General features: G+C 58.0%; 28 protein-coding genes, 1 tRNA gene and 1 pseudogene. 24 read left to right on the forward strand and 6 right to left on the reverse strand.

Translation table 11 applies throughout. The features are described from left to right. Positions 1-367: 367 nt before the first annotated feature. Complete coding sequence (locus Q1J43_RS04075) at positions 368-1207, reverse strand: hypothetical protein (RefSeq protein WP_301101080.1); 840 nt, start codon at positions 1205-1207, stop codon at positions 368-370. Between the two features lie 192 nt (positions 1208-1399). After that, positions 1400-1462 (reverse strand): annotated as a pseudogene (locus Q1J43_RS15870) (hypothetical protein); the annotation flags it as partial. Positions 1463-1656: 194 nt separating this feature from the next. On the opposite strand from Q1J43_RS15870, the gene Q1J43_RS04085 reads away from it, so the two are divergent. The 14 genes from Q1J43_RS04085 to Q1J43_RS04150 all read left to right on the forward strand — a co-directional run bounded on the left by Q1J43_RS04085 (position 1657) and on the right by Q1J43_RS04150 (position 9478). After that, the gene (locus tag Q1J43_RS04085; protein WP_301101082.1) at positions 1657-2067 is read left to right on the forward strand and encodes a helix-turn-helix domain-containing protein; all 411 of its coding nucleotides are present in this window, start codon (positions 1657-1659) and stop codon (positions 2065-2067) included. Continuing rightward, positions 2064-2633, forward strand: coding sequence for a DUF1376 domain-containing protein (locus tag Q1J43_RS04090; RefSeq protein ID WP_301101084.1), 570 nt, complete (start codon positions 2064-2066; stop codon positions 2631-2633). Before Q1J43_RS04085 ends, Q1J43_RS04090 begins: the two co-directional genes overlap by 4 nt. Next, entirely contained in the window at positions 2626-4140 is a 1515-nt protein-coding gene (locus Q1J43_RS04095; RefSeq protein ID WP_301101086.1) for a DEAD/DEAH box helicase, read from the forward strand. Before Q1J43_RS04090 ends, Q1J43_RS04095 begins: the two co-directional genes overlap by 8 nt. Then, positions 4127-5035, forward strand: coding sequence for a toprim domain-containing protein (locus tag Q1J43_RS04100; RefSeq protein WP_301101088.1), 909 nt, complete (start codon positions 4127-4129; stop codon positions 5033-5035). Before Q1J43_RS04095 ends, Q1J43_RS04100 begins: the two co-directional genes overlap by 14 nt. A gap of 256 nt (positions 5036-5291) precedes the next feature. Further along, positions 5292-5489: a helix-turn-helix domain-containing protein gene (locus Q1J43_RS04105; RefSeq protein WP_301101089.1), complete on the forward strand. Its 198-nt coding sequence runs from the start codon at positions 5292-5294 to the stop codon at positions 5487-5489. After that, a complete protein-coding gene (locus Q1J43_RS04110; protein WP_301101090.1) occupies positions 5486-5929 on the forward strand; it encodes a Bbp16 family capsid cement protein in 444 nt (147 codons plus the stop codon). Before Q1J43_RS04105 ends, Q1J43_RS04110 begins: the two co-directional genes overlap by 4 nt. 11 nt (positions 5930-5940) lie before the next feature. After that, a complete protein-coding gene (locus Q1J43_RS04115) occupies positions 5941-6618 on the forward strand; it encodes a hypothetical protein (RefSeq protein ID WP_301101091.1) in 678 nt (225 codons plus the stop codon). Next, positions 6618-7334 (forward strand): hypothetical protein, encoded by a 717-nt coding sequence (locus tag Q1J43_RS04120; RefSeq protein ID WP_301101092.1) that lies wholly within the window; start codon positions 6618-6620, stop codon positions 7332-7334. The genes Q1J43_RS04115 and Q1J43_RS04120 overlap by 1 nt, the downstream gene beginning before the upstream one ends. A gap of 20 nt (positions 7335-7354) precedes the next feature. Then, positions 7355-7765 (forward strand): DUF5681 domain-containing protein, encoded by a 411-nt coding sequence (locus tag Q1J43_RS04125; protein WP_366141838.1) that lies wholly within the window; start codon positions 7355-7357, stop codon positions 7763-7765. Between the two features lie 12 nt (positions 7766-7777). Beyond that, positions 7778-8077, forward strand: a complete 300-nt coding sequence (locus Q1J43_RS04130) for a hypothetical protein (RefSeq protein ID WP_301101095.1) — start codon at positions 7778-7780, stop codon at positions 8075-8077. Continuing rightward, positions 8074-8343 carry a hypothetical protein gene (locus Q1J43_RS04135; RefSeq protein WP_301101097.1) on the forward strand — a complete coding sequence of 90 codons (270 nt, stop codon included), beginning with the start codon at positions 8074-8076 and terminating at the stop codon, positions 8341-8343. The genes Q1J43_RS04130 and Q1J43_RS04135 overlap by 4 nt, the downstream gene beginning before the upstream one ends. A 1-nt stretch (position 8344) precedes the next feature. Then, on the forward strand, positions 8345-8536 hold the full coding sequence (locus Q1J43_RS04140) for a hypothetical protein (RefSeq protein ID WP_301101098.1): 192 nt from the start codon (positions 8345-8347) through the stop codon (positions 8534-8536). A 238-nt stretch (positions 8537-8774) separates the two neighbouring features. Further along, positions 8775-9221 (forward strand): hypothetical protein, encoded by a 447-nt coding sequence (locus Q1J43_RS04145; RefSeq protein ID WP_301101099.1) that lies wholly within the window; start codon positions 8775-8777, stop codon positions 9219-9221. Then, a complete protein-coding gene (locus Q1J43_RS04150; protein WP_301101101.1) occupies positions 9218-9478 on the forward strand; it encodes a hypothetical protein in 261 nt (86 codons plus the stop codon). The genes Q1J43_RS04145 and Q1J43_RS04150 overlap by 4 nt, the downstream gene beginning before the upstream one ends. Positions 9479-9671: 193 nt before the next feature. On the opposite strand, the gene Q1J43_RS04155 is transcribed toward Q1J43_RS04150, so the two are convergent. After that, a tRNA-Met gene (locus Q1J43_RS04155) sits at positions 9672-9748 on the reverse strand. A 2-nt stretch (positions 9749-9750) separates the two neighbouring features. Here Q1J43_RS04155 and Q1J43_RS04160 point away from each other — a divergent pair. From Q1J43_RS04160 to Q1J43_RS04180, 5 genes are read left to right on the forward strand one after another with little or no spacing between them, the layout of a single operon-like run. Beyond that, positions 9751-10194 carry a hypothetical protein gene (locus Q1J43_RS04160; protein WP_301101103.1) on the forward strand — a complete coding sequence of 148 codons (444 nt, stop codon included), beginning with the start codon at positions 9751-9753 and terminating at the stop codon, positions 10192-10194. Between the two features lie 10 nt (positions 10195-10204). After that, a complete protein-coding gene (gene miaB / locus Q1J43_RS04165; protein ID WP_301101105.1) occupies positions 10205-11554 on the forward strand; it encodes a tRNA (N6-isopentenyl adenosine(37)-C2)-methylthiotransferase MiaB in 1350 nt (449 codons plus the stop codon). Further along, positions 11551-12540: a PhoH family protein gene (locus Q1J43_RS04170; RefSeq protein ID WP_301101107.1), complete on the forward strand. Its 990-nt coding sequence runs from the start codon at positions 11551-11553 to the stop codon at positions 12538-12540. The genes miaB and Q1J43_RS04170 overlap by 4 nt, the downstream gene beginning before the upstream one ends. Next, positions 12537-12998: an rRNA maturation RNase YbeY gene (ybeY, locus tag Q1J43_RS04175; RefSeq protein ID WP_301101108.1), complete on the forward strand. Its 462-nt coding sequence runs from the start codon at positions 12537-12539 to the stop codon at positions 12996-12998. The genes Q1J43_RS04170 and ybeY overlap by 4 nt, the downstream gene beginning before the upstream one ends. A gap of 60 nt (positions 12999-13058) precedes the next feature. Further along, positions 13059-13904, forward strand: coding sequence for a transporter associated domain-containing protein (locus Q1J43_RS04180; RefSeq protein ID WP_301101110.1), 846 nt, complete (start codon positions 13059-13061; stop codon positions 13902-13904). 246 nt (positions 13905-14150) lie between these two features. On the opposite strand, the gene Q1J43_RS04185 is transcribed toward Q1J43_RS04180, so the two are convergent. The 3 genes from Q1J43_RS04185 to Q1J43_RS04195 form a co-directional block, all read right to left on the reverse strand. Continuing rightward, positions 14151-14345 carry a hypothetical protein gene (locus Q1J43_RS04185; protein ID WP_301101112.1) on the reverse strand — a complete coding sequence of 65 codons (195 nt, stop codon included), beginning with the start codon at positions 14343-14345 and terminating at the stop codon, positions 14151-14153. A gap of 108 nt (positions 14346-14453) precedes the next feature. Beyond that, a complete protein-coding gene (locus Q1J43_RS04190) occupies positions 14454-14669 on the reverse strand; it encodes a glycine zipper 2TM domain-containing protein (protein ID WP_301101114.1) in 216 nt (71 codons plus the stop codon). Positions 14670-14730: 61 nt separating this feature from the next. After that, positions 14731-15342, reverse strand: a complete 612-nt coding sequence (locus Q1J43_RS04195) for a hypothetical protein (RefSeq protein WP_301101116.1) — start codon at positions 15340-15342, stop codon at positions 14731-14733. 328 nt (positions 15343-15670) lie between these two features. Here Q1J43_RS04195 and Q1J43_RS04200 point away from each other — a divergent pair, with 328 nt between their 5' ends. The 5 genes from Q1J43_RS04200 to Q1J43_RS04220 all read left to right on the forward strand — a co-directional run bounded on the left by Q1J43_RS04200 (position 15671) and on the right by Q1J43_RS04220 (position 22888). After that, positions 15671-16780, forward strand: coding sequence for a hypothetical protein (locus tag Q1J43_RS04200; RefSeq protein WP_301101118.1), 1110 nt, complete (start codon positions 15671-15673; stop codon positions 16778-16780). Positions 16781-17004: 224 nt separating this feature from the next. Then, positions 17005-18909, forward strand: coding sequence for a SurA N-terminal domain-containing protein (locus tag Q1J43_RS04205; RefSeq protein ID WP_301101120.1), 1905 nt, complete (start codon positions 17005-17007; stop codon positions 18907-18909). A 203-nt stretch (positions 18910-19112) separates the two neighbouring features. Continuing rightward, positions 19113-19493, forward strand: coding sequence for a glycine cleavage system protein GcvH (gene gcvH, locus Q1J43_RS04210; protein ID WP_301101122.1), 381 nt, complete (start codon positions 19113-19115; stop codon positions 19491-19493). A 68-nt stretch (positions 19494-19561) separates the two neighbouring features. Next, positions 19562-22471 (forward strand): aminomethyl-transferring glycine dehydrogenase, encoded by a 2910-nt coding sequence (gene gcvP / locus Q1J43_RS04215; RefSeq protein WP_301101124.1) that lies wholly within the window; start codon positions 19562-19564, stop codon positions 22469-22471. Positions 22472-22504: 33 nt separating this feature from the next. Then, a complete protein-coding gene (locus tag Q1J43_RS04220) occupies positions 22505-22888 on the forward strand; it encodes a hypothetical protein (protein ID WP_301101126.1) in 384 nt (127 codons plus the stop codon). The last annotated feature ends 14 nt before the right edge of the window (positions 22889-22902 follow it).

Here is a 22902-nt window from a genome sequence, read left to right on the forward strand (position 1 = left end):
CGCCTCTATCGCATCACTGAACTCGGCGCTTCCTCCATGTGGGCTGCTATTCGCTTCCGCGAAATCAACTTCCCCAGAGACTTTATTATGACCAAATCATTCGCGCAGTAGAGACAATTGTTAAGGAGAAATTCCATATCTTATTTTTTCCCAGTCTGTTGGCAACGGTATCGCGAAACGAATGCAGTGTTTTTTTGCGGTATTTATAGACCCCAGCCTTGACGGCCAAACCTTCGTTGAAGTCCCGACTTAAGTAGCGCTCACACTTGCCATCGTCGCCGATGGGTAGGCCGAACAGTCGCTGCGTGCCCGTTGCTTTCATATCAGCGACAAAATCCTCAAATCCGATTGCTAGCAATCTTTCATGCTAGGGAATCCGCCGCTCGGAGGCGGGATTTTTGGTTCGGGTCGGCACGGGATGGTTAGGCTCGTGGGTGATGTCCATGCAGAGCACACCGTTCTCCCGAACAATGTCGATCACACGCAACTGAGCGATTTCGTTGGCACGCGCACCTGTAAAAAGCGCAATCAATGGCCCCCAGAACTGATACGGACGTTTCATATTCGAAAAGAATGTGGGCTGAAAAATCTGCTCCAACTCGCTGTCCGTAAAAGCTTCGGCCCCATCGCCAGTGCCGCCGTGGCTACCTTCGGATGGTTTCACAATCCCTGCAAAGGGATTGTCACCCTTGGGGTAGCGCAGAGTCCCAATGGCCCAATCGAAGAAGTCTTGGATAAGGATGAGATATTCCTTGACCGTAGGTTTGGCAATCGGCTTGCCTTCTGGCGGTTTCGCCAATATTTCATCAGCGCAGCTAATCTCCCGCTCGTGGCGAGGAAGTAGTTGTAAGGCTTCGGAAATCCTGACGCACTGAACCGGGCTGACGTCATGGAGCATCTGATTTGCCCCACCGGCAAGTTGCGCAAAAACGTTCAGTCGGCGGCGGTAGGCTGACTGGGTTGATTTGGCGGTGCCGCTCTTGTTTGCCATATAGGACTCGATAGCAGCCTCAATCGTGCAGGCAAGAGCAGGAATGGACACCTTTGGTTTTGATTCTGCCTTAACCGCCAATGCGGCATCGACGATGGCAGAAAAATTATCATGCTCCGCCAACATTTTTTCAGCATCTTCCGCGCTCAGGATCGAGAGGGGGCTCGCTGGACTGACGATCTTTTCGATTTGCCGAAGCTCTTGCGCGGCAAGCACAGGGTCATTGCTGGTTTCTACGCGGCCAAAATCAACGACAGTGCCATCTGGGTGGGTGATTTTCAGATGCCCAAGGATCAGTTCGCGAACATCCTTGGGATCAATGCTGTTCGGGTCAAACGCCATTTGCCGCCTCAACAAACGCAAGAGTGGCAACATTTTAGCCGAGAGACGATATGCCGCCAGTCGTGCCTGTTCTGGGCGCTTTGTGCCAAGGCTTTTGATAAGGCTGCGCTGACCGAGAAGGGCTGCCACGGCATTCGGCAGGACAAGACGAAACTGGTAACCCCCCAAAAATATCCGCTAAGCGCCGATCAATTCGCCGCCCTGAATCAAGTAGTCGCGCAATCTGTCCGCGCCCGCCTTTGCCGCACTGGTAGCTATTTCGGCGTGCGCCCCGTCAAACTGGCAAATGGCCGGCTGGCATTTCCGAATGTACAGGTGACCAAGTGAGCAGCCATCTCGACGACCTGTTCCCCGAGTCTCTGGAGCCGGAGCGCCCGACTCACCAAGCGCCGCAGCTCCAGCCAGTTGTCACCGGCCAGTGCGCCCAAGTGCTCGAACTGATCCGCAAGCACCAGCCGCTGCTCTCGTTCGTGCTGACCGCTGACCACGCGATACCTGAGGCGGCAGCGCGCGTGCATGACCTTCGCGCCAAGGGCTTCAACATCATCACGCAGATACAGCAGGAGGTCGTTTTCCGTGGCCACGTCCGGCACAAAGCGGCAATGTATTCGATTGGCATGCCGGAGTGGATCGCGCCAGCATCGAGCCAGGCCGGGTTCATCGATTCGACGCTGCTCGGCATGATTGCATTCGCCGTTGCGTGCGCCGTTCTGTTGCTTGGGGTGCCGGCATGATCGAGACAAGAGCCCCGCTAAACCTCCTCATCGACATTCAAAAATGGAAGGAGTTGACGCAAACGCTGAGCGCTGCCGAGCGTGGCGCATTCCTGTCCATGAAGATGTTCGTCTGGAGAGCCGGCCCGATACCCGACAGCGATCGTGCCATCGCCCAAATCGCTGGGATGGAATTGAAGGAGTGGAAGAAAGCCCGCAAAGTCCTCGAACCGATGTTCATCGTCAGCGGCGGCGAGTGGTTCAGAACCGACTGGAACGAGGAACTTGAAGAAGCTTACCGCGCCGTCGCAAAGGCGAAAGAAAAGGGGAAGAACGCGATAACGGCCCGGTGGGACCGGAAAAAACGGGGAGAAACGCCGTACTCTGAGAATACTCCGAGTATTCCACAAGTATTCCCCGTGAATACTCCAGCGATACTTAATAATAAGGACAACCCCCCTAGCCAGGAAAAGGAGTTTTTCGACTACAACGACCCGGAGATTGATCGGCTGGTTTCAGGGCATGAAGCGAGGTGGAAAGATCAATCCATCATCGCCATGGCTAGGGAGGGGGCAGACCATGCTTAAGCTGAGCCCGCCCGAGCGGTTCAAACTCCGCGCGTACCAGACCAATGCCGAGCAGCTAATCCGTTCATCGATGGCTAGGGGGGCGAGGCGTACGGCGCTGTATCTGCCCACAGGCGGCGGCAAGACCTTGACCGCGACCAGCATCATCACCCAGGCGAACAACAAGGGGCGCAAGGTGGTGTTCCTGGCGAATCGCAAGCAGCTGATAAACCAGACCAGCGCGGTCCTGACCAAATACGGCATCCGGCACGGCATCCTGCAAGCCGACAACACCCGAGACACCCGCGAGCTTGTCCTCGTCGCGTCAATCGATACGGTGCATGTCCGTGGCCTGCCTGACGACGTCGGCCTGCTCATCATTGACGAGTGCCATGCAGTTGCCGGAAGCGAGAAGTACAAGCAGCTGATGTTCAAGTACAACATGGTGCCGGTCATCGGCTTGACGGCGACACCGTTCTCGGCCGGCCTGGGCAAGCACTACGCCGAACTTGATGGGGCGTTGTTCCAGGAGCTTGTCGTCGGCGCCACAATCAAAGATCTGATCGCAGAAGGTTATCTGGTCGACTGCGACATTTACGCGCCGTCAGAGCCAGACTTGAAGGGCGTCAAGATCGTTGCCGGCGACTATGCCGACAAGCAACTCGGGGAGGCGGTCGACAAGCCCGAACTAATCGGCGACATCGTTTCGCACTGGTTCAAGTTGGCGCGCGGCAAGCAGACGGTCGTATTCGCCTGCAACATTCCCCACTCGAAGCACATCACCGAGTCATTCATCGCGAAGGGCATTGCCGCCGAGCACATCGATTATTTTGACGACGACGCGACCCGTGCCGACAAACTGGCCCGATTCGCCCGCGGCGAAACGATGATCCTGAGCAATTGCAGCCTGCTATCCGAAGGATGGGATTGCCCGAGCACCGAAGTCATGATCCTGGCGCGCCCTACGCGGTCGCTGATCCGCTTCATTCAGATGGTGGGGCGTGTCCTGCGCCCGGCAGATGGGAAGCTCCGTGCGCTGCTGCTCGATCACTCAGGCAGCACTGCCAGGCTGGGGCATCCGTGCGACGACCTGCTGCTCGAACTGGACGACGGCAAACCGAAGAAGTCCGACGTCAAGGACTCGGAGACAAAGGAGAAGTTACCGAAGGCATGCAGCGCGTGTCACTTCATGAAGCCGGCCGGCGTGCATGTCTGCCCAGAATGTGGATTCGCTCCTGAACGTCAGAATGAAGTTCTTGTCGGCGCCGGGGAACTGGTCAAGCTGGAACGAAAGAAACCAGTAGCAAAAGGCGCCAAGCAACACGTCTACAGCCAACTGCTGTTCGTCGAGCGTCAGCGCCGGTACAGGTCGGGATGGGCGGCCAATCAGTACCGGAGCATCTTCGACGTGTGGCCGCGCGGATTGAATGAAGTCACCGCGACGCCCAGCCAGGAGATTCTGAACAAGATTCGCAGCAACCAGATTGCCTACGCCAAGCGCCAGGAGGCCGACCATGCACGCGGCTGAACTGGCTGTTGGTCGCTGGCCTGGGCTGTTGGCTCGGTTCGGCATCGAGCGCAACCTACTCACCGGCAAGCACGTTCCCTGCCCTGCCTGCGAGGGGCGTGACCGGTTCCGATTTGATGACAAGGACGGAAGGGGGACATTCTTCTGTTCGCACTGTGGCGCCGGCGATGGCTTCAAGCTGTTGAATCTCGTCAAGGGATGGGCGTTCAAACAGGCCGCGACCGAAATCGAGAAGGTGGTCGGCACTGTCGCTGCGATTCCGCCAAGGCAGTTGCAGACCGACGTCGAGAAGATCGAGTCCTGCCGGAGAATATGGGGTGAGAGTAAGGTCGTCGTCGCTGGAGATCCGGTTAGCAGGTATCTGGCTCGACGCACAGGCATCAACGTCGTTCCGGCCTGCGTCCGTTTTCATCCGGCGCTTTCGTACCGGCATGACGACGGGAGCGCCACCCGACACCCGGCGATGATTGCCAAGGTACAGGATGCCGATGGCAACGGCGTAGCGATACACCGGACATACCTGACCAACGACGGGCAAAAAGCCAGCGTGCCAACTGTCAAGAAGGTCGTCGGCACGTTGCCTGCGTCAAGCGCTGTGCGATTGGCACCCGCGTCGAGCACCATTGGCATAGCCGAAGGCATAGAAACGGCTCTGAGCGCGTCTGTGCGCTTCAGCGTTCCTGTCTGGTCGTGCATATCTGCCGGCGGAATGGAGAAATGGGCACCCCCGACCGGCACCGAGCGCGTGATCGTGTTCGGCGACAACGACCTGAGCGGTACCGGGCAGGCAGCAGCCTGGATTCTGGCAAAGCGGCTGATTGCCTCGGGGCTCGCCGTCGAGGTGAAGATCCCGAACGAGCCGGGCACGGATTGGGCAGACGGAGTAATCCCGTGAAGAGGCGCAAATTTGAACAGGCTGATTTGCAGTTTGTATCAGGGACAGCACGCGCCGAAAAGTATGCTTATGGCATACCCGACAAAAGCCAATAGCGCGACAGCGGATACATTGTCCGCCAAGCGCTACCGCCAGGACTGGCCGCGCTTGGCAGTCTTTTTTCCAACCTCAGATACAGCCCAAGTATTTAGGGGTGCACGTACTGCAAACGGGGTCATGTACAGTCAAATCCATCTAATCAACCGCGAGCACATCAATGGCCCTTATTACCCTCACTGAAGCAGCCAGCCGCGCCGGGGTATCGCGCTCGACGGCCGAGCGGATGATCGAGCGCGGCCAGTTCATCGCCTGCTATCAACTCCCAACCGGATCACTGCGCTTTGACGACGATGAGCTTGCACAGTGGCTGGCATCCTGCCGCACCAAAACCCAACAGAAAGGCACCCGACCATGATGACCGACGCACTGAATCAACTTTCAACAGCCCAGGCCGTGACCACTACGGCATTGTCGACGAACAGTATCGACCTTGGCCCCCAGCCGGCCAATGCCGGCGATCCTTTGGTCGCCCTGATCACTGTTGATGCCACAGCAACCGCAGCCGGCGCCGCCACGGTCACTTTCCAAGTGGTCAGCTCGGCATCCGCCAACCTGAGCACGCCGACCGTGCTGGCGCAGACCGATGCGATTGGCAAAGCCGAACTGGCCGCAGGCCGGCGCCCGATCGGCCTGGAATTCAACTTCAGAAATCTGACGGCCGGCCATCGTTACTTGGGCCTGCAATACCTCGTCGGCACCGGCCCACTCACCGCTGGCGCCTTCTCATGCGTACTCACCGATACGACGAACGCCAGCGGCCTGTACGGCGCCGCTGGCAGCTTCAAGGTCTACTAATGGAAATTACAATGACATCGAAACTTGCAACTCTCGCCGCGCAGATCGCCGAACTTGAGACCGATCTCGAACTGGCGCAGGCTGCGCACAGAGCAGCATCGATCAACCTGGCCGGCAATGCCGCAGACGGCGAAGCGCTCAAGCACGTGCGTGGCACCGAAATACGGATTGTCGACATCAACGGCGATCTGAAGCTGTTGCGCGATGCGCGGGCCTTCGCCGAAGAGCAAGACCAGAGCGCGGCGGCGCAGTTGCGCAAGGCCGGCGCTGTGGGCAAGCTGCGCGCCACCGAGGTGCTGATTGCCAAACGTCCGGTCGCAGCGGCCAAGGTGGACCGGGCGCTGGTGGTATTGAAGGACGCCGTGCAGGAATGGGTTGATCTGAATCAAGAGGTCAAGGGCGCGGCAATTTCGTTCTATCGCGACGCTCGGCCCGCTTCTCTCACGACGTTTGATCTGTACAGCCAGAGCGGCGCGAGCAGTGACTTATTCCGCTGCGCCCTGAATGCGATCGCCAGCCAGGTTGAAGAAGCAATGCGGCCATGTGAGCCGCGCAGCGTGATGGCGTTTAACTTCGTGCGGTATTCCCCCGACAGCCCCGAACTGGTCGTCAAGGATTCCAAACGCATCGGTGAGCGCCTGATCGCGCACATGAACAGCGTTGCAGCAGCTGAAGGCATGCAGCTGTGATGGAGATGACCGCCCGCACCAATGCCGAGCTTGCGGCCGACATGTACGGCCCGCAAGCGGACGCGCCCGCCACGCCGCCCGCGCCTCAGGCCAGCCCCGAGGGGCAGCGCACGGCGCAGGAACTTGGCGAAGCGCTGTATGGCAAGCCGGCAGCGGATCCGACGCAACAGCCTGCCGACGACGCCCCAATCGTCAAGCGTACGGACGCGGAACTTGCAACGGCCATGTACCCCGAGCCGGAGGAGCCCGTGGTTCTCGATCCCGTGCCGCCCGATGTGGCGGCAATCCGCGACGACATTGCACGGCGCCTGTACTCGGCGCAAGACACGTTCGCGGAGGCAATCCCTGACAAGGTGTTCGCCAACGTCGCAGGGCTCGACCCAGCCGCAGGACGCAAGACCGCGGCTGAACTTCGCGAAATTTCTGCTGACCTGGACCTGGCGCCGCAAGACGTGCAGAAACTGCGCGAGCGCATTACCTACGTGCAGACGAATCAGCCGACCGTCGCCGCCCAGTGGGATGAAACCGTGTCCCTGCTGAACGCTGAATACGGCACCGATGCCAAGCAGGCGCTGCGCGACGCTCGGGCACTGCTACGGCGCGACCCACGTGCGGCACGCGTCATCGAGGCGATGGGCCTGGGCAACGACCCGCAGACCGTGATGATAATCGCCCGGCGCGCCAGGTCAGCGAAAGGCACGGGAAGGATCAAATGACGCGTGGATCGGTGGCGTAATTGGAAAAGAAGGCGCCGAACAGGTGGCCCAAGGGCACAAGCGGAAACCTCGCCGGCCGGACGCCTGGCGTGGAAAAGGTTCGTCAGTTGCTCGACCCGCACCGCGAGGAGCTTGTCGCCAAGGCTGTTGAAATGGCTATGGCTGGCGACGGTATCGCATTGCGCCTGTGTCTTGATCGCATATCACCGCCCCCACGCTCAGAATCGCCGCCAGTGAGGATACCGGGGCTTGCCGCAGGCGGAAGCATGAGCGACAAGGCCAGGGCCATCCTGGCCGCCGCAGGCAAGGCGCTAATCAGTCCCGATACGGCAACCATGATGCTGGGCGCCATTGCCAACGCGGCCAAGATCATCGAGGCGGACGAGTTGGCCGACCGCATTACCGCGCTTGAGTCTAAAACCGCGACTTAAGGAGCCAGCACTATGACATTGCACACCCGCCTTGCCAAGTTGGAAAATCGCAAGGGGACCAGCAGAGACATAGCGCGCATGACCGCCGCCGAGATTGAGGCCGAGCTTTACGAATTGTTTATGCCGGAAAGGCTCGCTGTCATCTATCACTTGGAGCACCCAAACGGACCCTGGGGCGGATTGGTCAAGACCACCAAGACCGTCGAGGACGTCACCTATCAGGACATCTCCGATTGCGAGGGCGTCGACAGCGAGATTCGAGAGATTGCCAGGGCCCTTGCTGCCGATGAATCGCGCGGCGAGCACCCATGAATCACGCGAAAATCATCAGGTGTATTGCGACAAACGACCGAGGTATTGCCATCGGCAAGTATCACCACAACTGCAAGCACTCTGACGAGACCGTCGACAAAATCAGGGACATGCACGAGGTAGAAGGGATGGGCTATTTACGCATCGCCAACGCGCTCAATTTGTCAAAAAGCACGGTCGCCGTGATTTGCCGGTATGAGCGACGGGCACAGACTTACGGAAATTGGAAGACTATCGAGGTGGCGCCAGCAGCGGAGCCTGCGTGATATGCCCCAACCCAAGGCCAGCGAGGGTTTTGCGCATACTGCCGAAGAGGTAGCCGCCTGGCTGTCTGCGCAAGAGGGGCGAACGGTGACCATCGTTGACGTGTGGAAGATCGAGGCGCAGGCGCTGCGGAAGCTGCGCGCGGAGTTTGCCAGGCGCCGGATGTCGTCGCGCGACCTGTTGCCGGATCGGTGACGGATGGGCCTTGACAGGACGCAGATATTTGCCGGATACTTCTCGAACGGTGCTGAACACACCAAGTCAAAAGCGGCGATCCACCCCGAAGCGTGGATTTTTTGCGCCTGTTGGTTTTTACTCTCAATGGGCGGGTTCGTCAGTCCGTAAGGCTGGCGGCATGACTTTTGACATGTGTTCAAAACCCGCCCACCCCCGCATGAACACGGGATTCTGAGACTCATCAAAAGGAGCAATCATGCAAACCAATACCCCCTTGCAACACAGGCCGTTCGACTATCGCCCGACGTCGTTACATCCGTTTTACCGCATCGCCCCCGAGGTCGGGCTTGATGAGGTGCACGATTATCTGAATGCGCGACTGGGCCAACTTTTCGCGCTGCTGGCAACGACTTACGGCGAAGGTGGCGAATCGTTCCGCGCTTGCAACGATGACATTCAAGATGATTACCTGTGGTCATGCGCTACGCTCGCTGACGAATGCCGTGCGCTGTTCGGACAATTTCCTTATCCCGCAACAGCCAAGCCAGACGGAGGCAAACTGGCAAGCGTATTCGAGCAACTGAACCAATTGCATCGAAACGGCGTGCTCATCATCAACCCGCAGGCCGTCAAGCATGAAGTCGACGATGCCCAAGGTTTCCTTGATTGGGCGGGCCAGCAGGCGAAAGGGGGTGCAGCATGAGCGCCGAAACCATCAGCCGCGAAGCCGCGAGCCGTATCAATCCGATTATTGGCAGCCTCTTCACCGAGGACACGCTAGAGGCAGCAAGTTCTCTGCTCAAGTCGGTCGATGCTTTGATGTTGCAACTAGACGACATAGATGTGCCGGCGTCTGGCCTCTACCCACTCTTCAGCATCATTGCAGCGGCAATCGACTACGAGAAGGAAAATCCGCGCCTGTCAGGTTGCGGTAGAGCCAAGCAAATAGCGTCGACCTGACCGATGGCCAGGGGTGCGACGAACACACGACCGGCTGTAATGGCCGGTTTTCTTTTGCATGCGCCGATTGCCGCGCCGGTTCTTTCTCTGGTGCGAGTTGCTTCGTATTGCCCCGCAAAACCTACACAGTGCCTACACAAACCAGAGACAGCAAAAAGCCTCTGCTTTTTACCGTGGCTAAGTATTTGTTTTTTGGTGGTGATGGGCAGAATTGAACTGCCGACCTATGGGTTATGAATCCATCGCTCTAACCAACTGAGCTACATCACCACGTGGGGCGCGAGATTATAGAGTTGCTGGCGCTTTCTGGTCAAGCGTTACAGTCACACAAGGCACGCAAGCTTGACTATAATGGCGCCATGCCACTACCTGCATCCCTTGTTGCGTCGATCATCAGCGCCATTATTGAAGCCGCGGCGCAGAACCCTGCGTCGACAACGGCAAAATACGAAATCTATGCCACGACCCGCACGCTGCCGCCTGAAGCCAAGCTGGGCGTCATGCTGCCGCCGCTGGGCGACGGCATGGTGGTCATCAACGGCCAGCCGATGACGCTGGCGCCGACCGCCCAGTTCCGCAGCCAGCAGAACCTGATCGTCATGCCGATGACCATTCAGGACCAACAAGATGTTGTTTTCATCACTGATGCTTCCGGGTCGATTTATCGCGTCTGGATGATCAGCCCGGCCGAGATTTCGGCGCTCCCCAAAAACTGACTCGAAAAAAATGGCAAAAAAACTGTTCATCCGCACTTTCGGGTGCCAGATGAACGAGTACGATTCGGACAAGATGACCGACGTTCTCGCTGCTTCTGAAGACATCGTCAAGACCGATACCCCGGAAGATGCTGACATCATTCTCTTCAACACCTGTTCGGTGCGCGAGAAGGCGCAGGAGCGTGTTTTTCACGACCTGGGCCGGGTACGGCTGCTCAAGCTAAGCAATCCCGACCTGGTGATCGGTGTTGGCGGTTGCGTGGCCAGCCAGGAAGGCGCGGCGATTGTCGCGCGCGCGCCTTACGTGGACGTGGTTTTCGGGCCGCAAACGCTGCATCGCCTGCCGCAGTTGATCGCCGATCGTCGCCGCCTGGGCCGCTCGCAGGTCGATATCACCTTTCCCGAAATCGAGAAATTCGACAATTTGCCGCCGGCCAAGGTCGACGGTGCGTCGGCCTTTGTCTCGATCATGGAGGGGTGCAGCAAGTTCTGTTCGTTCTGCATCGTTCCCTACACCCGTGGCCAGGAAGTTTCACGCCCCTTCGATGACGTACTGACCGAGGTCGCCGGCCTGGCGGCGCAGGGTGTCAAGGAAGTGACGCTGCTCGGGCAGAATGTGAATGCCTATCGCGGCGCCATGTCGGCCGGTGATGAAAAGGCCGACCTCGCGCTGGTCATTGAATACATCGCTGAAATTCCCGGCATTGAGCGCATCCGCTACACGACCTCGCACCCACGCGAGCTTTCGCAGCGGCTAATCGATGTTTACGCCGCCGTGCCGAAACTGGTGTCGCACCTGCATCTTCCCGTCCAATCCGGCTCCGACCGCGTGCTGGCGGCGATGAAGCGTGGCTATACGGCGCTCGAGTACAAAAGTCTGGTGCGCAAGCTGCGTAGCGCGCGACCGGGGCTCTCGCTGTCGTCGGATTTCATCGTCGGCTTCCCGGGCGAAACTGCCGAGGATTTCGAAAAGACCATGACGTTGATCGACGACGTCGGTTTTGACGCATCCTTCTCCTTCCTGTACAGCGCCCGCCCCGGAACGCCGGCTGCCGAGTTGCACGACGACACGCCGCACGCAGTCCATCTCGAACGTCTGATGCGCCTGCAAAAACGTATCGAGGATCTGTCGCAGACGGTTTCCGAAGCCATGGTCGGCAGCGTTCAACGGGTGCTGGTCGAAGGCCTATCGAAGAAGAACGAAAATGAATTGGCCGGGCGTACCGACAACAATCGCATCGTCAATTTTGACGGCGGGTCTGCCAACAGCGCACGCCTGATTCACCGCTTCGTCGATCTGCTGATCACCTCCGCCATGCCGCATTCGCTGCGCGGTGAAATCCTGACTCGGGCATCATGAGCGCCAAAACCACCGCCCGACCCAGAGCCATCGAGTTATTGCTCTCGCCAATCAATAACCACCAGTTAGCCAATCTATGCGGCGCGCTCGACGAGAACCTGCGCCAGATCGAAACCGCACTCGATGTTTCCATTGCCCGGCGCGGCGAGCGCTTCACCCTGCGCGGCGAGCCGACGCAGACGGCGCGCGCATCCGAAGCGCTGCAAATGTTCTACGCGCAGGCCAGAAATACATTGTCGGTCGATGAGATTCAACTCGGCCTGATCGAGTTGATCAACCGCCCCGCGCGCAAAGCCCTGGCCTTAGGCGGCCTGGCCCCGGCGCTACTGACGCGCAAAACTGAACTGCACGGCCGCACGCCGCGCCAAGCTGAGTATCTGAAGCATATCCAGGAACACGACATCACCTTCGGCACCGGCCCGGCCGGCACCGGCAAGACCTATCTGGCGGTAGCTTCGGCGGTCGATGCCATTGAACGCGAACTAGTGCAGCGCATTGTGCTGACCCGCCCGGCAGTCGAGGCCGGCGAACGACTTGGTTTCCTGCCCGGCGATCTGGCGCAGAAGGTCGATCCCTATCTGCGACCACTCTACGACGCACTCTATGACCTGATGGGTTTTGACAAGGTGGCCAAACTCTTTGAGCGTGGCGCCATCGAAATCGCCCCACTGGCCTACATGCGCGGGCGCACACTGAACCACGCTTTCATCATTCTCGACGAGGCGCAGAACACAACGCCCGAGCAGATGAAGATGTTCCTGACACGTATCGGAATCGGCGCCAAGGCCGTGGTCACCGGCGACGTGACGCAGATCGACTTGCAGCACGGGCAGAAGAGCGGGCTGATCGAAGCGCGCCAGATTCTCAAGGAAGTGCGCGGCATCGCCTTTACCGAATTCCAGAAGGAAGACGTGGTCCGCCACCCGCTGGTCGCGCGCATTGTCTCCGCCTACGAAGCGCACACCACGTCGCTTGAGAGACAATGAGCAGCAAGCGCGTGAACCTTAGCGTGCAATACGCCTGTAATACAGCGCAGTTACCCTTACGCCCGCAGATTCGCGCCTGGGTACGTGCTGCGCTGGGCGCAGACGGCGGTCGCGGCGGGCAGATTACCGTGCGTTTTGTTGATGTCGAAGAAGGGCAGACGCTCAATCGCGACTATCGCGGCAAGGACTACGCGACCAACGTACTGTCCTTCCCTTACGAACAAGAACCGATCGTCTGTGGCGATCTCGTCCTCTGTGCACCGGTCGTCGCACGCGAAGCAAACGAGCAGGGCAAACTGCTGGAAGCTCATTACGCGCATCTGATCATTCATGGGCTGCTGCACCTACAGGGTTACGACCATGAAGCCGGCCAGAAAGAAGCGCACCGAATGGAGGATCATGAGCGCGTAATTCTCGCTTCACTCGCTTACGCCGACCCCTATTCGGACGGTCAGTAGGGCTGCCGGAGACCCGCAATATCACCCGCCACCCATTTCGTTTTACTCCTCACGTGATCTATGGACATACACCCAGACACCCGACCCAGCTTCTTCGAACGCCTCTCTTCCCTCCTCCTGCGCGAGCCGGAAGACCGGGAGCAACTGATCAAACTGCTACATTCGGCGCACGAGCGCAATCTGCTTGACGCCGACGCGCTGTCGATCACCGAAGGCGCGCTGGCCGCCTCTGAAATCAGCGTATCCGATGTGATGGTGCCGCGCGCCCAGATGGAAGTCATCGACATTGACGATCCGCTGGACAAAATCATTGCCCTGCTCAATCGTACCGGGCACTCGCGCTTCCCGGTCATCGACGGCGATCGTGACCAGGTTATCGGCCTGCTACTGGCCAAGGATTTTTTGCGCCTGCAAAGCGCTGACAAATTCAATCTGCGTAACTGGCTGCGGCCGGCCGTCTTCATCCCCGAATCCAAACGCCTGAACGTGCTGCTGCGCGAGTTCCGCGTTTCGCACAACCACATGGCCGTGGTGGTCGACGAATACGCTGGCGTTTGCGGCCTGATCACCATCGAGGATGTTCTCGAACAGATCGTCGGCGACATCGAGGACGAATACGATTTTGACGAGGCCGAAGATACTATCCGGCTCGATCAAAGCGGCCGTTACCGTGTCAAGGCGCAAACAACTATTGAGGATTTCAACGCCCTCCTCGGCACCCATTTTGGCAACGAGGAATGCAACACCGTGGGCGGACTGATCCTGCATCATCTTGGTCGCGTCCCGAAACGCAACGAAGCCGTCGACCTTGACGGCCTGCACTTCCATGTCTTGCGTGCTGATAGTCGCCGGCTCTACACCCTGTCAGTCAGCGTCGCGCCCGACGCCGCGGATGACCCGTCCTAGTGTTTAATTGCATAACTCAACAACCACCGGCTGAAAGCCGGTGGGCTGGTGTTACGGACTGAAAGTCCGGATACGCGTCGACTAAACGACGCGTCTTAATCGGGTTCTATCTTGAATACATCATTTGGCTTCGGTTCAAAGTGGTGATTTAAACCTTATGATCGACAATTAACTAGTCAGAAATTCATTCATCTTAGAACCTGGGGAAACAGTCATCTGCAAGCGATGCTCCTGACCGTGGAAGTATCATTTTTTTGCCGCGTCCTGAATTTTCTCACCGGCCTTTTCGATCTTCTGCCCAACCTTGTCCGCCGCCTTGTCAACTTCCTTGCCAGCGCGTTCTGCCGGGCCTTCCTGCTTCTGGCAGGCGGGCAGTGTTGCAAACAGCGCGCCGATGACCAGGGCAGCGCCGACGGTTTTTCCGAGCTTGATCATGTTCATCGCTTGTATCTCCAGTTAAACCGCTCACCCGCAAACCAGCATTTCGGCTGGCCGCAGGATCAGGGCACAATGGCGCCAGACGTCCAGTCAGGCCCATCGCATCACTCATTACTTGCTGATTTCGTGACCGATGACACCGCCGACGGCAGCACCGCCAACGGTGCCAAGGGCACCACCACCGGTCAGGATGGCGCCACCGACGGCACCGACGCCAGCGCCGATGGCCGTGTTCTTATCCTGATTCGACATCCCGGCACACCCGCCGAGGCAAAACAACACCGCAGCAGCAACCGTACTGAGCGCAACTCTCTGTATCGTTTTCATTGGACCACCTCGTTATCAAACATTGGACTACCGGCATATCGTCAGTGATCAAGTACGACCTTTACTTGCCAGCACTCATTTTTGCCTTGTTCAGGCAGTCATCCTTGCTTGCGCCAGAAAATGCGTCACACTTTTCCTTGGCTACTGTGTACTGGGCCTCACCCTTTTCTACCTTGGCATCCTTGCGCGCCTCGCTAACCTTTATGTTGGCATCGCTACGTGCTTCGGCAGTTTTTTCAGTGGCTGTGGCGTTGGCGCCGGCAGTCGTCTTCTGCGCCTTGGCGTCGGCTTTGGCGGTAGTCTGTGCGGCCTTGGCTTCCTTCACGCAGACATCCTTGACGTTGCCGGACAGGTCGTCACATTTTTGAATGGCCACCTCATAGTCCGCCTCGGCCTTGGCGACGAGTACATTGTAGTGATTCTTGGTGCTTGGCTTGTAGCCGGCTTCGAGTTCAGCCTTGGCCACATTTTCCTTGCCTTTGGCTTCAGCCACGCAGATGTCGTTGGCATTGCCTGAAAGGGCAGCGCAATCCTTCCCGGCGGCCTTGTACTCGGTGGATATCTTGGTTTTGCTATCCTTGTACTCGGTCTTGGTCATGGTTTGCGCCATTGCACCGGCGCTGAATGCGAAACCAATGGCCAGTGCGGCCAATTTGATATTGAACTTGTTCATAATGATTCCTTCATTTAATGGATGGAAAAATGATGCATTGGCAAAATGCCGGATGACCAGTTATCTTCGCCAAGCGTTCTGCTTTTAACCATCACGCTATGCCACGGTACCGATAAAGCACCTTTGTTGGCTCCGACAGGTTGAAGCGTATTGAGAAAATCCGGGATACTCTGTCTGCTGGCGCACACAAGCGATATTCGATTGCCACTGTTTGTTTTCCAAGCACCTGCCGTACTGCGATCGCATGTTAGGATGCGATCCACCGTGTCTTCAGTAAGTATTAAAAGTGCCGATTTCGCATCGGCTCATTGGAGAGTAAAACGATCCTATGTTGCCTTTGCTTTCTGATTCCTTCTGGATTGTTGCCGCAGCGCCGCTGATCTGTGCCGCATTGACGCGCGGGCTGATGGCTCCAGCACAGCGCTATGGTTTGGTCGACCGTCCTGGCGGGCGCAAAAAACATGGCGCGCCAACACCTCTGGTCGGCGGCCTGGCGATATTCCTGACGATCATGCTGGTGGCCGTATTAATGCGCCAACTTCCTGGAAACAGCGAGAGCCTGTTAGCCGCGATGGTCGCGATCATCGTTATCGGTGTTTCTGATGATGCACATGAAATTAGTCACCGTTTGAAATTCATCGTGCAGTTCATTGCGGCGCTGCTGATCGTTTCAGGCACCTCGGTGCATGTCGAATATTTCGGCGACATGCTGGGTTTTGGCCCGATCATGCTCGGCAAGTGGTCGTATATGGTCACCGCCATCGCAATTGTCGGCCTGATGAATGCAATCAACATGATCGACGGACTGGACGGACTGGCCGGAACGCAGACGCTGTTACCGTTTCTGGTGTTCTCGGTCATTGCCTTTGTCGGCAATCGTGCAGAGATTGGACTCGAGATGCTGATTCTTTCCGGAGCGATTATCGGCTTCCTTTACTGCAATCTGCGCACGCCATGGCGGAGTCAGGCCCTCGTCTTCATGGGCGATGCCGGCGGGATGCTGCTCGGCCTGTTGCTGGCCTGGTACTCGGTTCAACTCGCCGGCTCCACCGACGCCGTGATCAAGCCGATCACGGCGGTGTGGATTCTCGCGCTACCCTTGTTTGATATGGGCAGCGTGATGCTGCTGCGGGTCATGCAGCGCCAGAACCCGTTCCATGCCGACCGGCAGCATATGCACTATGTTTTGCTTGACGGGGGCTACTCAGTTGGCCAGGTCGTGGTCATCCTGTCCGGCTTCTCGCTGACCTGCGCCCTGCTTGCGCTTCAGGCGCAGAGCGTCGGTGTTCCGGAATTCGTCATGTTTTACGGATTTCTCGGCCTGTGGGCTGCCTACCTCGCGGCGCTGAACCAGCCGGAACGGATTCGCCTGCTTGCATTCCGCTTGATTTCTCCAAGACGCACGCCGATTTCGAGCAATGACAATGAGTGTAATTAGTGCCTGACCGAAAACATGACGAGTTTTCGTGGTCATGCTATGCTTCGCGGCTGGTCACTCAAGTACTAGCATAGAAATTTCCTGCTTTGTAACCGATTGATTGTTTTACGTTAGCTGTTATTGTTTTTGGAGTGGCTTGCACTCCGCCGATACCCGAAGGCGAACGAAAGTTCGCTTTTTCCATTTTTGCTTCGACCCTTCACTTGAACTAGCGGGCAAATACCATGTTCGACTCCGTACGCAACAACAAGAAAATCGTTCAAATATTTCTGGCGCTGATCACCTTGCCCTTCGCTTTCTTTGGCGTTGATTCCTACGTCAGGAACTCGGGAGCAGGCAATGACCTGGCTAGCGTTGGCGATACCAAGATCACCATTCCCCAGTTCGAGCAGGCCTTGCGTGAGCGCCAGGATCAGATGCGTCGGTCGCTTGGCGCGAATTTCAAGGCGGAGATGATGAATACGCCGGAAGTGAAGCTCTCTGTTCTCAACTCGCTGGTTGATCAACGCCTGCTGTTGCTCGAAGCCGAGAAAAATCGCCTGCTGACCAGCGACGAGGCACTGCGTGATGTCATCAGTAAAATCCCGTCGCTGCAAGAAAACGGCAAGTTCTCAATGAACCGTTACGAAACAGCGCTGCGCGCTCAGGGCATGTCGCAACCGCAGTTCGAGTCCAAACTGCGTCAGGATCTGACGCTGCAACAACTTATTGGCGCCATCGGCGACACCGCTTTTGTTTCGGATACCCAGGCCGAAGCGATGTTGCGACTGCAATCGGAAACGCGCCAATACAGCGAACTGCGGATCACGCCCGAACAGTTTGCCGACAAGGTCAAGATCGACCCGGCAGCGGTACAGAACTATTACGACGACAACAAGGCCCGCTTTGAAGTGCCGGAGCAGGTCCGTGCCGAATATCTGGTGTTGTCACTTGACGCACTGCTGGCCCAGGTGACGGTTGGCGATGCCGAAGTAAATGCCTGGTACGAGACTCACAAGAATCGCTACGAGCAGCCCGAGGAGCGGCGTGCGAGTCATATTCTGATCCTGACCAACGCCGATACCGACAAGGAAAAAGCCAGGGCCAAAGCCGATGAAGTGCTCAAGGAGGTTCAAAAATCACCGGCCAGATTTTCCGAACTAGCCAAACAGCATTCTCAGGATCCCGGTTCCGCCCAGAAGGGTGGTGATCTTGGCTACTTCGGTCACGGCATGATGGTCAAGGCCTTTGAAGACACCGTCTTCAAACAGAAGGAAGGCGAGATTTCCGGTCTGGTGCAATCCGAATTTGGCTATCACATCATCAAGGTCACTGGCATCAAGCCCAGCAAACTGCGTTCACTTGATGAAGCGCGTAGCGAAATCGTCAGTGAACTAAAGGCTCAGACGGCGTCGCGAAAATTTGCCGAGGCCGCCGAGGCGTTCACCAATATGGTCTACGAACAATCGGACAGCCTGGCGCCAGCCGCCGAGAAATTCAAGCTTAGGATCGAGAAATCTGGCCTGATCGCCCGAAATCCTGACCCCAAAACCCTGCCAGCGCTTGGCCCGCTGGCTAACCCCAAGATTCTTGGTGCGCTCTTTTCGGAAGATACGATCAAGAACAAGCGCAATACCGAGGCCATCGAGATTGCACCCAATAGCTTGCTGGCAGCGCGCGTTGTTGAGCATGTTGCGGCAGCCAGCATCCCTTTCGATGCGGTAAAAGCCGACATCGAGAAGCTGCTCAAATCGCAGGAAGTTGCAGCCATGGCCAAGAGATCTGGTGAAGCCCGTCTGGCCGAACTGAAAAAAGGTGGCGAGGACCAATTGGCCTGGTCGCTGGTCAAGAGCGCTTCGCGCATGCAAAGTCGCGACTTGCCGCCGGCCACCCTGCAAGCCATTTTCAAGGCGGATGTCCAGAAGCTTCCGACCTATGTCGGCGCCGGCGTTGACGGCAGCTACATGCTCTACAAGATTGTCAAGGTCAGCCAGCCGGAACAGGTCGATGCCGATAAACGCAAAGGGCTGCAAAGCGAATACGCTTCGATTGTCGCCCAGGAAGACCTGTCAGCCTATCTTTCCAGCCTTCGCCAGCGCTACAAACTAAATATCAACAAAGCGGCCCTGGAATCGAGAGAGCGTCAGTAAGCACCGAAACCAGGGCAAATTTGTTCTACCGCTAACCCATTGATTTACCGTCATTCCGGGCTCTGCACTTCCTACGGTCGCTTGCGCCGGACGATGGATGGTTAGAACAAATTTACCCTGACGAAAAACAATCCCATTGATTTTCGTTGTGTCCGTTGTGGTTCAAGATTTTTTCAAATTAATTTATTTTTCCAGGAGTCACCATGAACGTTCCCGCCAATCTCAAATACACCAAGAGTCACGAATGGGTTCGCAGCGAAACCGATGGAACGATCACCATCGGCATTACCGAGCACGCGCAGGACCTGCTCGGCGACCTCGTGTTCATTGACCTGCCGGATGTCGGCATGGAACTCGCCGCTGAACAGGAAGCCGCCGTTGTTGAATCGGTCAAGGCTGCCGCCGACGTCTATGCGCCGGTCGCCGGCACCGTTACCGCAGTCAACACGGCGCTCACCGACGCGCCAGAATCAGTCAATCAGGACGCCTATGCGGCATGGTTGTTCAAGATGAAGCCGGTCAATCCCGGTGACGTGGACGCACTGCTCGACGCTGCCGCCTACACCGCCAGCGCTGGCGAATAAGCCTTGTCGATCGGGTTAACGGTTTGCGCGTGACCCGACAAACAAATCACCTTGACCCCGGAAACGCCATGCCACAGACCTTCTCCCTGAGCGCACTCGAACAACGCGACGAGTTCATCTCCCGCCACATCGGCCCCTCGCACGCCGACATCAGCGCCATGTTGTCGGTCATTGGCGCATCCAGCCTGGATGCCCTGATCGAGCAGACAGTGCCGGCGGCGATCCGCCTGCCCGCCCCGCTGCCGCTCGCCGATTCCCGACCGGAAGCCGAAGCGCTGGCGGCACTCAAGGTGATTGCCGGCAAAAACAGGATCAACAAGTCGATGATCGGCATGGGCTATTCCGACACGCAAACGCCCAAGGTCATCCTGCGCAACGTACTCGAGAATCCGGGCTGGTACACCGCCTACACGCCCTATCAAGCCGAAATTGCACAAGGCCGACTTGAAGCCCTGCTCAATTACCAGCAAATGGTGATCGACCTGACCGGCCTTGAACTCGCCAACGCCTCGCTACTCGACGAAGCGACGGCGGCGGCCGAGGCGATGACCATGGCGCGGCGGGTGAGCAAGTCAAAGTCCAATCTTTTCTTCGTCGATGCCGGCTGCTTCCCGCAGACCATCGACGTAATCAGGACACGTGCGGGCTTCTTCGGCTTCGAACTGATTTTCGGCACGCCGGAAGAAGCCGCACTGCAGGAAGTTTTTGGCGCCATCTTCCAGTATCCGAACGACGCCGGCGAGATCAACGACTTGACCGACCCGATTGCCGCGGTCAAGTTGCGCGGCGGCGTCGTGGCGGTGGCCACCGACTTGATGGCGCTGGTGCTGCTCAAATCGCCGGGCGCCATGGGCGCCGACATTGCGCTCGGTTCGTCACAGCGTTTCGGCGTGCCGATGGGTTTCGGCGGTCCGCATGCGGCCTTTTTCGCAACCCGTGACGAGTACAAGCGCTCGGTTGCCGGACGCATCATCGGCGTGTCCGTCGATACCCGCGGCAACAAGGCGCTGCGCATGGCGCTGCAGACACGTGAGCAGCACATCCGCCGCGAAAAGGCCAACTCCAACATCTGTACCTCGCAAGTGCTGCTCGCCAACATGGCCGGCATGTACGTGGTTTATCATGGGCCGCAGGGGCTACGCGCCATTGCCGAACGCATCCACCGGCTGACCGCTATCCTCGCCGAGGGACTCAAGCGCGCTGGCATCGAGCTATTGACCAGGAACTTCTTCGACACCCTGCACATCAACCTTGGCACTCGCGCACTCACCGTCTACCAGGCGGCACTCGGCGCCGGCTATAACCTGCGCCAGGTCGGCAGCGGCATCCTCGGCATCGCCTTCAATGAAAAATCAACGCGCGACGATGTCGTCATGCTGATCAAACTGATTGCCGGCATCACGATGGATATCGAAGCCTTCGATGCACAAATCCAGCAACTCGATACCGCCTTGCCGGAGGCGCTGCGGCGTACCGACGCCGTTCTCACGCATCCGGTCTTCAACAGCTACCACACCGAACACGAGATGCTGCGCTACCTCAAGCGCCTGCAGAACAGAGATCTGGCGCTTGACCATGCGATGATCTCGCTTGGCTCGTGCACCATGAAGCTGAACGCCACCAGTGAAATGATTCCGGTCACCTGGCCAGAATTTGGCGACATTCATCCCTTCGCTCCGCTTGATCAGGCACAGGGCTACATGGAAATGATCAGTGAGCTGGAAAGCTGGCTCAAGCTCATCACCGGCTTCGATGCGATCTGTATGCAACCAAACTCCGGAGCGCAAGGCGAATATGCCGGAATCGTAGCCATCACCCGCTATCACGCCAGCCGTGGGGATAGTCAGCGCAACATCTGCCTGATTCCGAAGTCGGCGCATGGCACCAACCCGGCAACAGCGCAGATGTGCGGCCTGCAGATCGTTGTTGTCGATTGCGACGACAACGGCAACATCGACCTTGCTGATCTCACGGCCAAGGCCGCACAGCACGCTGCCAAACTGGCCTGTCTGATGGTCACCTACCCGTCGACACACGGTGTCTTCGAGGAGTCGATCAAGGACATCTGCGCGATCATCCACGCCCATGGCGGCCAGGTCTATATGGACGGCGCCAACCTCAACGCCCAGGTCGGCCTCACCTCACCCGGCGCCATCGGCGCCGACGTCAGCCACATGAACCTGCACAAGACCTTCGCCATTCCGCACGGTGGCGGCGGTCCGGGCATGGGTCCGATCGGACTGAAGGCACATCTGGCGCCGTTTATGCCCGACCATGCTGTGCAGCCAACCGACAGCGCGGCGCGTACACAGCGCGGACACGGTGCTGTTTCCGCCGCACCCTGGGGCTCGGCGTCTATCCTGCCGATCTCGTGGATGTACATCGCCATGCTGGGCGGCAAGGGCCTCATGCGCGCCACCGAAGTGGCAATCCTCAACGCCAACTACGTCGCCAGCCGTCTTAACGCGCTCTACCCGGTGCTGTACACCGGCAAGAACGGCCGCGTCGCTCACGAATGCATTCTCGATATCCGCCCCATCAAGGCTAGCACTGGCATTGCCGAGATCGACATCGCCAAGCGCCTGATGGATTACGGTTTCCACGCACCAACGGTAAGTTTCCCGGTGGCCGGAACGATCATGGTTGAACCGACCGAATCGGAATCAAAAGCCGAACTTGACCGCTTCATCGCGGCGATGACGGCCATCCGCGAGGAAATCGGCAAGATCGAACAGGGCGCGTGGCCGGCGGACAATAATCCACTGAAGAATGCTCCGCATACCCAGGCCGACGTCGTCGATGCCAACTGGAACCGTCCGTACAGTCGCGAAGAAGCCGTTTTCCCGTTGCCCTGGGTTGCCGCCAATAAGTTCTGGCCGAGCGTCAACCGCATCGACGACGTTTATGGTGACCGTAACCTCTTCTGCGCCTGCGTGCCGATGAGTGAATATGAACAAACATCGACAATCCACTCTTGAACTTTTCACCAGATTTCGCTGATCAGACACACGATGTGCAACAAGAACTCGACACGCCAGATTCGCCTTTATCTGCTCGGCGCCTGCATCCTGTTTGCCGGATTGTTGGGCGCTGTGGCGATCTATGTGACAGCGTCTGATGACAACAGCAATGCCATCGCTTATGAAATAGTCAATGGCGAAGCCTACGCCATCATGGCGTATGAATCCAAGAGCTATCGCCATGACCTGGAGCGCTTTGGCGGCAAGGCGGCGGTTATGGCGGATGACTTCAACCGCTGGTTTTCCGGTTTATGGATGGGAAAACGGCTGGCCTACACCCTGGCCGTGCTCGCCACTGGAATCGCCCTGGGCTGCTTCGTGGCGGCCCGCCGATTGTCCAACCATCGCCCGCTCGGCGAGGACCGGGACGGCTAAAACGCGCGGACCGG

It is taken from the genome of Propionivibrio sp., assembly GCF_029255185.1.
Lineage (GTDB): Bacteria > Pseudomonadota > Gammaproteobacteria > Burkholderiales > Rhodocyclaceae > Propionivibrio.

Coding starts and splice junctions, on each gene's coding strand:
- Q1J43_RS04090 (WP_301101084.1), top strand. CDS start 2,064: ATGATCGAGACAAGAGCCCCGCTAAACCTCCTCATCGACATTCAAAAA.
- Q1J43_RS04095 (WP_301101086.1), top strand. CDS start 2,626: ATGCTTAAGCTGAGCCCGCCCGAGCGGTTCAAACTCCGCGCGTACCAG.
- Q1J43_RS04100 (WP_301101088.1), top strand. CDS start 4,127: ATGCACGCGGCTGAACTGGCTGTTGGTCGCTGGCCTGGGCTGTTGGCT.
- Q1J43_RS04105 (WP_301101089.1), top strand. CDS start 5,292: ATGGCCCTTATTACCCTCACTGAAGCAGCCAGCCGCGCCGGGGTATCG.
- Q1J43_RS04110 (WP_301101090.1), top strand. CDS start 5,486: ATGATGACCGACGCACTGAATCAACTTTCAACAGCCCAGGCCGTGACC.
- Q1J43_RS04115 (WP_301101091.1), top strand. CDS start 5,941: ATGACATCGAAACTTGCAACTCTCGCCGCGCAGATCGCCGAACTTGAG.
- Q1J43_RS04120 (WP_301101092.1), top strand. CDS start 6,618: ATGGAGATGACCGCCCGCACCAATGCCGAGCTTGCGGCCGACATGTAC.
- Q1J43_RS04130 (WP_301101095.1), top strand. CDS start 7,778: ATGACATTGCACACCCGCCTTGCCAAGTTGGAAAATCGCAAGGGGACC.
- Q1J43_RS04135 (WP_301101097.1), top strand. CDS start 8,074: ATGAATCACGCGAAAATCATCAGGTGTATTGCGACAAACGACCGAGGT.
- Q1J43_RS04140 (WP_301101098.1), top strand. CDS start 8,345: ATGCCCCAACCCAAGGCCAGCGAGGGTTTTGCGCATACTGCCGAAGAG.
- Q1J43_RS04145 (WP_301101099.1), top strand. CDS start 8,775: ATGCAAACCAATACCCCCTTGCAACACAGGCCGTTCGACTATCGCCCG.
- Q1J43_RS04150 (WP_301101101.1), top strand. CDS start 9,218: ATGAGCGCCGAAACCATCAGCCGCGAAGCCGCGAGCCGTATCAATCCG.
- miaB (WP_301101105.1), top strand. CDS start 10,205: ATGGCAAAAAAACTGTTCATCCGCACTTTCGGGTGCCAGATGAACGAG.
- Q1J43_RS04170 (WP_301101107.1), top strand. CDS start 11,551: ATGAGCGCCAAAACCACCGCCCGACCCAGAGCCATCGAGTTATTGCTC.
- ybeY (WP_301101108.1), top strand. CDS start 12,537: ATGAGCAGCAAGCGCGTGAACCTTAGCGTGCAATACGCCTGTAATACA.
- Q1J43_RS04180 (WP_301101110.1), top strand. CDS start 13,059: ATGGACATACACCCAGACACCCGACCCAGCTTCTTCGAACGCCTCTCT.
- Q1J43_RS04185 (WP_301101112.1), bottom strand. CDS start 14,345: ATGAACATGATCAAGCTCGGAAAAACCGTCGGCGCTGCCCTGGTCATC.
- Q1J43_RS04190 (WP_301101114.1), bottom strand. CDS start 14,669: ATGAAAACGATACAGAGAGTTGCGCTCAGTACGGTTGCTGCTGCGGTG.
- Q1J43_RS04195 (WP_301101116.1), bottom strand. CDS start 15,342: ATGAACAAGTTCAATATCAAATTGGCCGCACTGGCCATTGGTTTCGCA.
- Q1J43_RS04200 (WP_301101118.1), top strand. CDS start 15,671: ATGTTGCCTTTGCTTTCTGATTCCTTCTGGATTGTTGCCGCAGCGCCG.
- Q1J43_RS04205 (WP_301101120.1), top strand. CDS start 17,005: ATGTTCGACTCCGTACGCAACAACAAGAAAATCGTTCAAATATTTCTG.
- gcvH (WP_301101122.1), top strand. CDS start 19,113: ATGAACGTTCCCGCCAATCTCAAATACACCAAGAGTCACGAATGGGTT.
- gcvP (WP_301101124.1), top strand. CDS start 19,562: ATGCCACAGACCTTCTCCCTGAGCGCACTCGAACAACGCGACGAGTTC.
- Q1J43_RS04220 (WP_301101126.1), top strand. CDS start 22,505: ATGTGCAACAAGAACTCGACACGCCAGATTCGCCTTTATCTGCTCGGC.